We start from the raw sequence: 13,103 nt of genomic DNA on the forward strand, positions 1-13,103 counted from the left end.
ATAAGAGTTTTATCCGTACTCTTTTAAGTAAAACATAAGGGGGGAACGGAACAATGATAAATAATATTGTTGTAGTAGGTTCTGGTGTAATGGGCAGAGGTATTGCTTACGTATCAGCTGTAGGGGGATATTCAGTTACCTTAATAGATGTGGATGAATCTGCTTTACAAAATGCCAAAAAAGAGATTGTTAGTTTATTTGAAAAAAGCTTGAATCGTGGTCATATTTCTAACGAATTAGCTTTACAGGCTAAAGAAAATCTTTCTTATTCTACAAATTTAAAAGGGGCAGGAAGTCAAGCTGACTTAATTATTGAGGCTGTTCCTGAAAAAACAGAAATAAAAAAAGGAGTGTTTCATAACTTAGAAGAATATGCGTCTGATTCCTGTATTTTCGCTACTAATACTTCAACAATGAGTCCGACAGAAATTGCTTCATATGCTAAACGCCCTGAAAAAACAATTGCTATGCATTTTTTTAATCCAGTACATAAGATGCCGCTTGTTGAAATCGTCCGCGGCTTAGAAACCAGTGATGAAACAGCACAACTTATTAAAGAAGTAGCAGAGCAAATGGGGAAAAAAAGCGTTGTGATTAATGAGTTTCCTGGATTTGTAACGAGTCGAATCAGTGCGTTAGTAGGGAATGAGGCTTTTTATATGTTACAAGAAGGATTAGGGACGCCAGAGGAAATTGATAAAGCTATTAAACTAGGATTAAATTATCCAATGGGTCCATTTGAACTTGTCGATTTGGTAGGGTTAGATGCACGTTTAAATAATTTAAAGTATTTACATGAAAAGTTAGGGGAAAAATACCGACCAGCTCCGCTACTAGAGCAATACGTGAAAGCTGGACGTCTAGGACGAAAATCAGGTAAAGGTGTATACGATTACACAAATAAGTCAAAAGAGGAGGTCAAAAAATGAGGGAAGTTGTTATTGTAGATGCAGTGCGAACTCCTATTGGAAGATATAAAGGAGCTTTAAAAAATATACGTCCAGACGATTTAGGGGCGATAGTTATTAAGGCGCTCATTGAACGTAATCCGAACCTCCCACCTCATCAAATTGAAGAAGTGATATTGGGGAATGCCAACCAAGCTGGTGAGGATAATCGTAATGTGGCTAGAATGTCAGCTTTACTAGCAGGACTTCCAACAAGCGTAGGGGGAACTACTGTCAATCGGCTATGTGGATCAGGTCTTGATGCTGTAATCTATGCAGCAAGAGCTATCGCAATCGGTGAAGGGGATATTTATATTGCTGGGGGCACAGAAAGCATGACTCGTGCACCTTTAGTGATGGCTAAACCTGATAAAGAATTTCCGAGAGGCAGTATGGAGTTACAAGACACCACAATTGGCTGGCGTTTTACAAATAAAAAATTAGAAGAAATGTACGGGGCAGAAACAATGCCTAAAACGGCTGAAAATGTAGCCCAACAGTTTCAAATTTCACGTAGTGAACAAGATCAATTTGCATTTGAAAGTCAACAAAAAGCAAAAAAGGCAATGGAAGAAAATCGATTCTCTGAAGAAATTGTACCTGTTATATATCGAGATCGAAAAGGCAACGAAGTTGTTATTGATAGGGATGAACATCCTCGTCCTGATACAACGTTAGAAACGTTAGGCAAATTAAGACCCCTTTTTGATGGAGGAACGGTTACTGCAGGAAATGCCTCAGGGGTTAATGACGGAGCTTCAGCCCTTCTAATCATGAGTGCCGACAAAGCAAAAGAATTAGGTTTAAGACCGCTTGTAAAGTATGTAATTGGTGCAACTGCGGGATTAGAACCCAGTATCATGGGGTTAGGCCCGATTTTGGCTACTAGAAAAGCTTTGTCGCGTGCCAACTTAACAATACAAGACATTGGACTAGTTGAATTAAATGAAGCTTTTGCTTCTCAATCTTTAGAATGTATTCGTCAACTAGAGTTAAATACAGAGAAAGTGAACGTAAATGGAGGAGCTATTGCATTTGGACATCCGCTAGGAGCAAGTGGGGCAAGAATATTAACAACTCTTATTTACGAAATGAAAAAACAAGATATTGAATACGGCCTTAGCACAATGTGTGTGGGTGTTGGACAAGGAATTGCAACAATTGTCGCAAATGTAAAAGAGTAAAATAGAGGAGTCCCTTATTTAGCCCTATGCTAGGTAAGGGTTGTTTTATAGAAAAGGAGTGTAAAAATCATGTCTCGTATTTTATACAGAGTTGAAAATATGATTGGGTATGTTACAATTAACCGCCCCGAGGTGTTAAATTGTTTTGACTATGAAACATTAGAGCAGCTACAAGAAATTGTAGAGGCGATTCATCTAGATTCAAATGTAAACACTGTCATTTTTACAGGTGCAGGTGAAAAGGCTTTTAGTGCAGGTGCGGATTTAAAGGAACGAAAAACATTATCAGAGATGCAGGTAAAACGAAATGTAAAGGCGATCCGAGATGTTTTCAATAGTATTGCAAATCTTCCACAGCCTACTATTGCTGCAGTAAATGGATACGCATTTGGTGGTGGATTTGAATTAATGCTAGCATGTGATTTTTCTATTGCTGTCGAAGAGGCGAAGCTTGGACTTACAGAGACAAGCTGGGCGATTATCCCAGGAGCTGGAGGTACACAGCGATTGCCTCGTTTAATTGGAGAGGCAAAAGCTAAAGAACTGATCTTTACAGCAAGAAAAATTGCAGCTCAAGAAGCATATGAACTCGGCATACTTACAAAGGTTGTCGAACAGAACATGCTTATGAAATCTTGCGAAACTTTTGCAGCAGAAATGATGAAAAATGGCCCAGTTGCTCTAAAGCAAGCTAAATATGCGATTAGCCAAGGAATGAATGTTGATTTGCAGACAGGACTAGAGATTGAATCAAAAGCATATGAATTAACGATACCTACAGAAGATCGATTAGAAGCTTTGAATGCGTTTAGTGAAAAAAGAAGGCCAAAGTTTAAAGGAAAATAGCCCTTTCCGTAACAAAATATAATCATGACTTTTGAATGAAAAACGAGTGAAATATTCATACTTGTAGAAGAAAACTATTATTTTTAAAAAGTTCATACCTAATATGAAGGAAAATAATAGTTGCCATGGTTAACAAACATTCGATATGATATTGTTAGATAAATCAAAAAAATTGCTCGTGCATTAGAAGGAAGGCTTAAGAAATAATAACTTTTATTAGTTAAAGAACTCTAACAACTCTTAGCTTAATTAGAAAGGGATTAGAGAATATATTTAAAAGCTTTTTAGTACTCCGCTGTATAACATAAAACAGGGTGAGCGAGTAGAAAGAGTGAGGTATTAATGAGTACTAACACACAATCGATGATTTTCACGATTTATGGTGATTATATTCGCCATTATGGTAATAAAATTTGGATCGGCAGTTTAATACGTTTATTAAAGGAGTTTGGACATAACGAACAAGCTGTACGTGTCACTTGTTCACGTATGGTTAAACAAGGATGGCTCCAATCTCAAAGAGAAGGAAATAAGAGCTATTATTTTTTAACTCCTCGAGGCGTTAATCGGATTGAAGAAGCAGCACGGAGAATTTATAAACTAAATCCCCACGAGTGGGATGGAAAGTGGAGAATTCTCATGTATACCATTCCAGAGGAAAAAAGACAAATCCGCGATGAGTTTAGAAAAGAGTTAATATGGAGCGGATTTGGAAGTTTTTCAAATGGTTGCTGGTTATCACCTAATAATCTAGAAAAAGAAGTTGAACTATTAATTGATAAATATAATATTGAACAATACGTTGATTTCTTTATATCTGATTACAAAGGACCTCATACAAATCAATCATTAGTAGAAAAGAGCTGGCCGTTAGAAGAGATTGAACAAAAATATGAACAGTTTATTGATACGTATAGTAAAACATATATTATCCATCAAAGTGTCATTCAGCGAGGCCAGATGACTGATGCAGAATGTTTTGTAGAGAGAACAAACCTTATCCATGAATATCGGAAATTTCTATTTGTGGATCCTGGCCTTCCAAAAGAACTATTACCAGCACGTTGGATTGGCAATCATGCGGCCTTATTATTCAGCCAGTATTATAAAATGCTCGCTGATCCTGCTAACCAGTTTTTTGAAGACATTTTTCAAAAAGATAATGATTTAAGCCATAAAAGTAAATCATACGATTCTACGGATCATCCTTTAATTAGTGAACAAATTAGAAATTCCTAAGAGATAACTCTTAGGAATTTTTATTTGCTTAAATGTTTCTTAAACTCATATCCTTTTTGGACATAAGAATCAATAGACAATTGAATAACTTCTAAATCTTTCTCATTTATTTCACGAACAACTTTTCCTGGGGACCCCATAACAAGAGAACGAGGTGGAATGACCTTTCCAGAAGGAATAAGTGAATTAGCTCCGATAATACATTCTTCACCAATTTGAGCGCCGTCTAATATGGTAGACCCCATTCCAATAATAGAGCGTCTTCCAATTGTACATCCGTGAAGAATCACGTTGTGTCCAATTGTTACTTCATCCTCAACAGTGACTGGGCAGCCAGCATATAGATGAATTGTTGAATTGTCTTGAATACTACATTTCTTTCCAATTTTGATAGCGCCTTCATCACCGCGTAAAACAGCGTTAAACCAAATAGTCGTTTCTTCTCCGATTTCTACATCTCCTATCACATAAGCCCCTGGCGCTATAAATGCTGTTTTATGAATATCCGGTTCTTTTTCATTATAAGAAATAATCATACTAGGGTCCTCCTTATAGAGAATTTATAATTGTTTTTCCTTCATCTATAGTATAACATTATTGTGAGGGGAGTGGTGAAAATGTTACATTTAACAGAACAATTAAATATTAAATATCCTATTATTCAAGGGGGAATGGGGAATATTAGCAACGCAATTCTCACTGCTGCTGTATCAGAAGCAGGAGGATTAGGTACAATCGGCTGCGGGACGATGACACCAGATCAAGTCGAAGAAATGATTCAAGAAACAAAAAAGAGAACAGATAAACCCTTTGCTGTAAACATTCCTATTACTGTTACACCTTTTTTAGAGGACCTCATAAATGTTGTAATAGATAATTATATTCCAGTTGTCTCATTATCGGCAGGAAATCCTGCTTCGATTATTCCGAGACTTCATTCGCACGGTATAAAGGTAATCGTAGTAGTCGCTTCTATTAAACATGCTAAAAAAGCAGAGAGAGCAGGAGCCGATTTATTAGTAGCAGAGGGGTTTGAAGCGGCCGGAATTAATTCGAATCTTGAACTCACAACATTTACGCTTATTCCACAGCTCACTGGGTGTGTAGATATCCCTGTAATTGCTGCAGGTGGAATTGGGGATGGGAAAGGTTTGGCAGCAGCTTTAATATTGGGAGCAAGTGGGGTTCAGATTGGTACACGTCTGATTGCTACGCAGGAAGCACCATTTCACATGAGCTATAAGCAAAAATTAATTCAAGCAAGTGATACAGATACAGTTGTGGTAGGACGTTCGGTAGGGCAAGTAAGAAGAATATTAAATACTCCATATGCAAATAAAATCGTTGAAAAAGAAAATGAAGGGATAATTCTAGAGGAATACAATAAAATGACTTCTGAAAATTTCCATGTTATAGGAGCTCTAAAAGGAGACTTTGTAAATGGATTTATTAACAGTGGACAAGTAGCAGGTTTACTTTCAAATATTCCTAGTGTAAAAGAGTTGTTGGAAAATATGATGAAAGAAGCTTCATCACAAATCCAACAATCCTTCTCATCTTTTGAAACGTTCACATCTTAAATTATAATCTCGATTGTCTAAAAGGATTAAAAACTTTGTTTTTTGGATTCCTATAAACAAGTAAGATTTCTATTTATAGAAGTTTTTTATTTACCTTTTTTGAAAGCGCTTTAAATGTAGGGACCCTTCTAAAAAATGCTGTCTATCTTTGATGTTTGATAGAGGTGGTATTGAATAATCTTTTAAGAGGTGAGGATTTTAGAAAATCAATCTTACAGGAAGGCATTACCCTAGTTTTTAAAATTCGTATTTAGAAATATAATAATCTTTTTCTCCACCATATTTAAATTGGAACCATTTCCTATATGACAGGTGTTTGACTAGTCCTAAAAAGCGGAGGAATGAGCATGAAAACAAATATAACGGAACAAGAAATTCATCAGAAATACTATAATGAAATCTTTTCTCTTATGGAACAAGAACCCTTTGCACAATTTCTAGGCATGAAATTAATCCATATGGGAGAAGGTACAGCAACCGCGGAATTGGATATCAAAGATCATATGTTAAATGCACATGGGACAGTCCATGGAGCAATCATCTTTTCTTTAGCAGATTATGTTTTTGCAGCAGCTAGTAATTCTTATGGAAAGACATCTGTTGGACTATCAACAAATGTTAATTTTATGGCTCCCGGAAATGTAGGAATGCGTTTAATAGCAAAAGCTGTAGAAGAGAAACGAAATAACCGTACAGGTTGGTATAAAATCAGAGTAGAAAGTGATGGAGAACTTTTAGCTACGATGGACGCTCTAGTTTACCGTAAGAATCATTATTTCGTTCCTGTTGAATAGAAAAGAGAACTCCTACTCTCATTTTTAGATGAGAGTAGGAGTTCTCTTTTCTATGTATTATAGGCAAAAGCTTGTAGCAATAATGTCTTATCCCATAAAAGTAGTGTTCTTTGATCTGATGGATAAGGTTTGTCTTTCACTCAAAAATCAATCATAACCTTGTAGGTATGTAATTGACAGAATTGTGTAAAGAAGTTAACATCTACATATGTTAACCATAGTTTATATCCAGTTAACATATGTAGATCTGTAAACATTTTATCATCGAGGTTCAGTTTTAGAATGAAAGTAGGGACAAGAGAATGAGAGATTTATCATATTATAGTGTGAGAATGAGAGCTTCTAAGAGTAAACCACACGAGGAAGGAGGGAAACATATATCAGGTGGGGAACAACTTGTTTTATTTGATGAAATTAGAGGGGCAGTAGATAAGCTGCTTCATAAAAGTTTAACCCATTCAAGAGGAACACCAGACTTTGCTCAAATTCAGTTTGAAGTAGTAGATGAGCCTGTTCAAGTCATTAGTCCTTTACAAGTTACTACACATACTACAAATTCAGTTGATGAGGGACAGTTATTAGCTCAAAACTTATTAATGAAATGTGGAGTGCCGTTTCCTATTATTCAAAAAGCTTACCTACTAGTCGAAGAATATGCGGAACTCAGCGGTGCTATTCTTATTGATAGTAAGACAGGACAACGATTAGATGAAAGCTATCACAATGGAAAAGGGATTCGTGTATCTAGAATGGATTGGCGGGATGAAAACTTTAAGAAATGGAATAGAGAGATTGCAGCAAATCAGAATAATCGATTGAAAGAAGCTCTAACCCTTGCCTCAAAAGTAAGTATGCATCAAGCCACAGTTGCAGAACTATGTTGGTCTGATGATCCAGATTACACGACAGGATATGTGGCTAGTAAAAAGTTTGGATATCAGCGGATTACAACCCTAAAACAATACGGAAATGAGCAAGGTTGCCGTATCTTCTTTGTTGATAGCTCTGAAGACGTAACGAAATACATAGATTACTTAAAAACGAACCCTGTTCTTATTCAATGGGAGGTAAATCATGAATAGTGAATTAATCGAAAAAAGTAAAAAATATCTTTGGTTACCGTTTACACAAATGAAAGATTATGATGAGAATCCGCTCATTATTGAAAATGGAGAGGGAATAAAGGTTAAAGATGTTTATGGAAAAGAATATTACGATGGCTTTTCTTCAGTATGGCTAAATGTACACGGACATCGTAAACAGGAGCTTGACGATGCTATAAAACGACAGTTAGAAAAAATCGCTCATTCTACCTTGCTTGGTATGACAAACGTGCCAGCGACCGAGCTTGCGGAAAAACTTATTAACATAAGTCCTAAAAACTTAACCCGTGTTTTTTATTCCGATAGTGGTGCAGAGGCGGTCGAAATTGCTTTGAAAATGGCTTTTCAATATTGGAAAAACGTTGGAAAACCAGAAAAGCAAAAATTTATATCTATGAAAAACGGTTATCACGGAGACACAATCGGAGCTGTTAGCATTGGTTCTATTGATCTATTTCATCATGTATATGGTCCATTAATGTTTGAAAGTTTTAAAGCTCCTGTTCCCTATGTATATCGTTCAGAGAGTCAAGACCCTTGTATATGCCGTGACGAATGTCTACAGGAACTTGAACAATTGTTAAAAGAGCATCATCATACAATTGCTGCTTTATCTATAGAATCTATTGTTCAAGGAGCTTCAGGGATTATTGTGATGCCAGAAGGATTTCTTTCAGGCGTACGTGAGCTTTGTACAAAATATGAAGTGTTATTAATTGTTGATGAAGTAGCAACTGGATTTGGTCGTACAGGGAAAATGTTTGCATGTGAGCATGAAAATGTGCAACCAGATTTAATGGCTGCCGGAAAAGGAATTACAGGTGGATATTTACCTATTGCAGTAACGTTTGCAACGGAACGGATTTACGAAGCATTTTATGATGACTATTCAAATATGAAAACCTTTTTTCATGGTCATTCTTATACAGGAAATCAACTTGGCTGTGCTGTCGCTCTCGAAAATTTAAGGTTATTTGAAGTGGAAGAGGTAGTAGAAAAAGTTGCCGAGAAGAGTGAAAATCTTAAAAAACTGCTTAACACCCTATATGAACTTCCTCATGTTGGGGATGTTCGCCAACTTGGCTTTATGTGTGGTATTGAACTTGTACAATCTAAAAAAATGAGACAACCTTTTCCGTCAGATAAGAGAATAGGTTACAAAGTGTCTTTAAAGATGAGGGAGCTTGGAATGCTAACTCGTCCGCTTGGAGATGTTATCGTTCTTATGCCACCACTTGTAAGTACAGTAGAAGATTTAAAAGAAATGATCGAAATTATAAAGCAAGCGATTATGGAGGTAACGAATGGTGTCCTTCAATGATGAACTTGAAAATCGCCTTTTAAAAATGAAAGAAAAAGGATTATATAGAACATTAAAAACCATGCAAAGTGCTCCGGAAACAGAGGTAGATATTGATGGAAGAAAACAACTTGTTTGCTCTTCTAATAATTATCTAGGGCTTTCTAATGATAGACGTCTAATCAGAGCAGCTCAAAATGCTGTAGAAACGTTTGGAGTAGGAAGTAGTGGAGCTCGTTTAACGACTGGTAATACATTATTGCACGAAAGGTTAGAAAAAAAGTTAGCATCCTTTAAAAAAACGGAATCTGCTTTATTGTTTTCAAGCGGTTATCTTGCAAATATTGGAGTATTATCTTCTATTCCCGGAAAAAGCGATGTCATTTTAAGTGACCAACTCAATCATGCTAGCATTATTGATGGCTGTCGATTGTCAAGAGCACATACAGTCATTTATGAGCATATTAATATGGCTGATCTCGAAAAGAAGTTAGAAGATACAGGGCAATATGAACGGCGTTTTATTGTAACAGACGGTGTTTTTAGTATGGATGGAACTCTAGCTCCTTTACCTGAAATTATGAAACTAGCAGAGAAGTATAAAGCGTATGTAATCGTAGATGATGCTCATGCAACAGGTGTGCTAGGAAAAACAGGGGGCGGAACAAGCGAACATTTTCATGTTCATCCAGATATTATTATTGGAACGTTAAGCAAAGCAGTAGGAACAGAAGGGGGATTTGTAGCAGGTTCACACACACTTATTGATTTTCTGCGAAACCATGCTCGTACCTTTATTTTTCAGACCGCTATGTCACCGGCTATTTGTACTGCTTCATACACTGCTCTTGAAATTATCGGAAAAAGTACTGAAAAACGGAGTCGATTATTTGGAGCTATTGAAGAAATAACGAAGAGATTAAAGGATATGGGGTTTAATGTAAAAGGAGGAATGACGCCGATCGTAGCTGTTTTGATCGGCGACTCTACAAAGGCTGTTTCCTTTTCGCAAAGATTACAAAGCAAAGGAATTTATACGTCTGCCATTCGTCCCCCTACTGTTGCAGAAGGGCAAAGTAGAATACGGATAACGATAACATCAGAATACAAGGATAACGAGATAGAGAGGATATTAGAAAGTTTCTATGTAACGGGAAAGGAGATGAAGGTGATTTGAAATTCGGATTCTTTGTAACAGGAACAGATACAGAAGTAGGAAAGACCGTTGTTTCTTGTGCTTTAGCCTTACTGTTAAAAAAGCATAGAGGAAATGTTGGAGTGTTTAAGCCATTTTTAAGTGGAGTAAGTCGAGATGACGTTAACAGTGATACAAGTTTATTGAAAGTTATGTCAGGAACTAAGCTCTCGCAGGAGGAAATTACGCCGTTTGCATTTAAAGAACCTCTTTCTCCTTATACAGCCGGAAAGTTAGAAGGAAAAGAAGTAGGGCTCAATGAAGTGATGAAAAGGTGGAGCGATATAAAATCTATACATAACGCTTTTATTGTCGAAGGAGCAGGAGGAATTTCCGTTCAGCTTGGTCAACATTTTTTAGTTAGTGATTTGATTAAATCTATAAACCTTCCCATTGTTATTGTTGCGCGTCCTAATCTTGGAACGCTAAATCATACTTTCCTAACTGTTCATTATGCCAAAAGTCAAGGGATAAAGATTGCGGGTATTATCATCAATGGAATGAGTGATAACCCAGGACTAGATGAACAAACAAACCCTACATCAATAGAAGAGATGTGCGGTGTCCCTATCCTAGGAATTGTTCCAAAACTTAAGGAAATAACAAAAGAAAATATCGAGATGGTAGTGAATCAACATCTTGATTCGAAACTTATTATAAATAGGATGGAAGGGCAATGTGAATAAGTACTTTATTTTCAAAAGGTGAATTATTCAGTGTAAAGGTAGAAGTTTCTTCTTTATTAAACTATTTTAAGAGTGAATTTTAGTAGAGAAAAAGTAAAAACGAGCAGTCGAGTGAATTTCGGCTGCTTATTTATTTTAAAATAAACAAGGAGGATAACATGAAAATGAATACTACAAATATAGAGTCATTTTCTTTCAATACTTCAGAGTTTTTTCAAAATCCATATCCATTTTATGAAGAGATGCGATCCATTAATCCTATTTATAAAAGTACATTATTAAAATATCAAGGCTGGTACATAACAGGATATGAAGAAACGTTAAAAGTCCTCAAAGATTCAAGATTCCATAGCCGTCCTCCTATCCCGGCTTTTTCTCGCAACTACGAGAATATTAGAAGAATCCAAGAGAATATGATGTTATTTACTACTCCACAACATCATAGACGATTACGCTCTCTTGTTACTAAATTTTTCACACCAAATATCGTAAACGAATGCCGTCCTTTTATAGAGGAAACAGTAGATGAGCTCATAGATCAAGTTAGTTGTAGAGGAACTATGGAAGTTGTATCTGACTATGCTTTCCCTTTAGCAAGTTCTGTTATTGCTAAAATATTAGGAGTGCCAGTAAAGGATTATTCCTTATTTAAAGAATGGACGGCTACTTTTATTCAATCCATTGATTTTACGAGATCTCCGAAAACGTTAGGGAATAGTCGCAAAGCAACGGAAGAAATAATAGCCTATTTCAAAAAAATAATTAGAGAGAGAGAACAAGAACCAAAAGAAGATTTGATCAGTAAATTAATTCAGGAAAAACAGAGAGAAGAGAAATTAAGTTATGATGAACTCATAGCAACATGTGTTTTGCTCTTAATTGCAGGGCACGAAACGACTGTTAATCTTATTAGTAGTTCTATCTTTTTATTAATTCAGAACCCAAGGCAATTAGAGAAATTACAAGATGATCCAGAATTAATCACAACAGCTATAGAAGAATTTTTGAGATTTGAAAGTCCTGCACAGCTTATTGCTCGTACTGCTTCAGAAGATATTATTATAAATGAGGCTGTTATTCGGAAAGGAGAACAAGTCTATTTATTTTTAGGAGCTGCTAACCGGGATTCTAGAAAGTTCCGGAATTCTCATCAGCTTGAGATTACAAGAAATCCAAATCCCCACCTTGCTTTTGGTCACAGTAGGCATTTCTGCTTGGGGTCTTCCTTAGCACGTCTAGAAGCTAAAATTGCGATCGAACGACTTTTACAAAACGTACAAAATTTACAAGCGGTAGATGGCAATGGTCATTATCGAAAAATTATTGGCTTCAAATCTTTAGTAGAATTGCACGTAACATTTGATTCATATCCAGATGAGAATTTTATTTAAGCATTAGATATATTGAATTACCTTGTATATACAAGTATAGTTGTGATGAAGCAATTATATTAAGAGGAAGGAAGAAAGAAATGAAATCTGAAAAAGAGAAAATGTTAGCGGGGGAATTGTACCAATCAGATGATATGGAGTTAGGAGAAGAGCGAAAAAAAGCACGAAAACTATTGAAAATATATAATGATAACATTGAGATGAGTGATGAAGAAAAAGGAGAGATTTTAAGAGAACTGTTTGGTTCAGGAGGTGAGCATGCTAATATTGAGCCACCTTTTCGCTGTGATTATGGATACAACATACATATAGGTAAAAACTTTTTTATGAATTTTGAATGTGTCCTTCTCGATGTATGTGAGATTCGAATTGGAGATAACTGTTTTATTGCTCCAGGCGTACACATTTATACAGCTACACATCCATTAGATCCTCACGAACGAAATACAGCAGGAGAGTACGGAATCCCTGTTACAATTGGAAACAACGTTTGGATTGGCGGAAGAGTAATCATTAATCCAGGGGTAAAAGTTGGTCATAACGTTGTGATTGCTTCTGGAGCAGTTGTTACGAAAGATGTGCCTGACAATGTCGTAGTTGGAGGAAATCCAGCCCGAATTATTAAAAAGCTTGACGTTTCTTTAGTATAAGTAATGACAATATGAGGAAAAAACAAAAAAGAAAACCTTTTGAAGGTTTTCTTTTTTTGCTTTTTGAACGAAGGAAGAGGCTACTTTATACAGGATGAAACTTACTGTGTTACCATTAAAGGAAAGGAAGAGATTGGAATGTTAGTTCTGATTGGTTTTGTTATTGTTCTTGTAACGATTTTATCTCT

At 36.1% G+C, this 13,103-nt stretch carries 13 protein-coding genes; 12 read left to right on the forward strand and 1 reads right to left on the reverse strand.

Annotated elements, in window-relative coordinates; all coding sequences use genetic code 11:
- Positions 1-53 precede the first annotated feature (53 nt).
- The 4 genes from B9N79_RS09585 (at position 54) to paaX (ending at position 4,216) form a co-directional block, all read left to right on the forward strand.
- Complete coding sequence (locus tag B9N79_RS09585; protein WP_040057709.1) at positions 54-929, forward strand: 3-hydroxyacyl-CoA dehydrogenase; 876 nt, start codon at positions 54-56, stop codon at positions 927-929.
- Positions 926-2,131, forward strand: a complete 1,206-nt coding sequence (locus B9N79_RS09590) for an acetyl-CoA C-acyltransferase (protein ID WP_019394476.1) — start codon at positions 926-928, stop codon at positions 2,129-2,131. Before B9N79_RS09585 ends, B9N79_RS09590 begins: the two co-directional genes overlap by 4 nt.
- A gap of 69 nt (positions 2,132-2,200) precedes the next feature.
- Complete coding sequence (locus B9N79_RS09595; protein WP_085118190.1) at positions 2,201-2,977, forward strand: enoyl-CoA hydratase-related protein; 777 nt, start codon at positions 2,201-2,203, stop codon at positions 2,975-2,977.
- 342 nt (positions 2,978-3,319) lie between these two features.
- Positions 3,320-4,216, forward strand: coding sequence for a phenylacetic acid degradation operon negative regulatory protein PaaX (gene paaX / locus B9N79_RS09600; protein ID WP_019394474.1), 897 nt, complete (start codon positions 3,320-3,322; stop codon positions 4,214-4,216).
- 20 nt (positions 4,217-4,236) lie between these two features.
- On the opposite strand, the gene B9N79_RS09605 is transcribed toward paaX, so the two are convergent.
- On the reverse strand, positions 4,237-4,752 hold the full coding sequence (locus B9N79_RS09605; RefSeq protein ID WP_046217208.1) for a gamma carbonic anhydrase family protein: 516 nt from the start codon (positions 4,750-4,752) through the stop codon (positions 4,237-4,239).
- A gap of 81 nt (positions 4,753-4,833) precedes the next feature.
- Here B9N79_RS09605 and B9N79_RS09610 point away from each other — a divergent pair, with 81 nt between their 5' ends.
- The 8 genes from B9N79_RS09610 (at position 4,834) to B9N79_RS09645 (ending at position 12,915) form a co-directional block, all read left to right on the forward strand.
- A complete protein-coding gene (locus B9N79_RS09610; protein WP_046217209.1) occupies positions 4,834-5,796 on the forward strand; it encodes an NAD(P)H-dependent flavin oxidoreductase in 963 nt (320 codons plus the stop codon).
- A gap of 341 nt (positions 5,797-6,137) precedes the next feature.
- Positions 6,138-6,590: a PaaI family thioesterase gene (locus B9N79_RS09615; protein ID WP_040057705.1), complete on the forward strand. Its 453-nt coding sequence runs from the start codon at positions 6,138-6,140 to the stop codon at positions 6,588-6,590.
- 302 nt (positions 6,591-6,892) lie between these two features.
- A complete protein-coding gene (locus tag B9N79_RS09620; protein ID WP_040057704.1) occupies positions 6,893-7,672 on the forward strand; it encodes a 6-carboxyhexanoate--CoA ligase in 780 nt (259 codons plus the stop codon).
- Positions 7,665-9,014 (forward strand): adenosylmethionine--8-amino-7-oxononanoate transaminase, encoded by a 1,350-nt coding sequence (gene bioA / locus B9N79_RS09625; protein WP_046217210.1) that lies wholly within the window; start codon positions 7,665-7,667, stop codon positions 9,012-9,014. Before B9N79_RS09620 ends, bioA begins: the two co-directional genes overlap by 8 nt.
- Positions 9,001-10,170 (forward strand): 8-amino-7-oxononanoate synthase, encoded by a 1,170-nt coding sequence (gene bioF / locus B9N79_RS09630; protein ID WP_372450246.1) that lies wholly within the window; start codon positions 9,001-9,003, stop codon positions 10,168-10,170. Before bioA ends, bioF begins: the two co-directional genes overlap by 14 nt.
- A complete protein-coding gene (gene bioD, locus B9N79_RS09635; protein WP_040057702.1) occupies positions 10,167-10,874 on the forward strand; it encodes a dethiobiotin synthase in 708 nt (235 codons plus the stop codon). Before bioF ends, bioD begins: the two co-directional genes overlap by 4 nt.
- Before the next feature lie 158 nt (positions 10,875-11,032).
- Positions 11,033-12,265 (forward strand): cytochrome P450, encoded by a 1,233-nt coding sequence (locus tag B9N79_RS09640; RefSeq protein WP_082864716.1) that lies wholly within the window; start codon positions 11,033-11,035, stop codon positions 12,263-12,265.
- Positions 12,266-12,345: 80 nt separating this feature from the next.
- On the forward strand, positions 12,346-12,915 hold the full coding sequence (locus B9N79_RS09645; RefSeq protein WP_046217212.1) for a maltose acetyltransferase domain-containing protein: 570 nt from the start codon (positions 12,346-12,348) through the stop codon (positions 12,913-12,915).
- Positions 12,916-13,103 lie beyond the last annotated feature (188 nt).

Source organism: Priestia filamentosa (genome assembly GCF_900177535.1).
Lineage (GTDB): Bacteria > Bacillota > Bacilli > Bacillales > Bacillaceae_H > Bacillus_I > Bacillus_I filamentosa.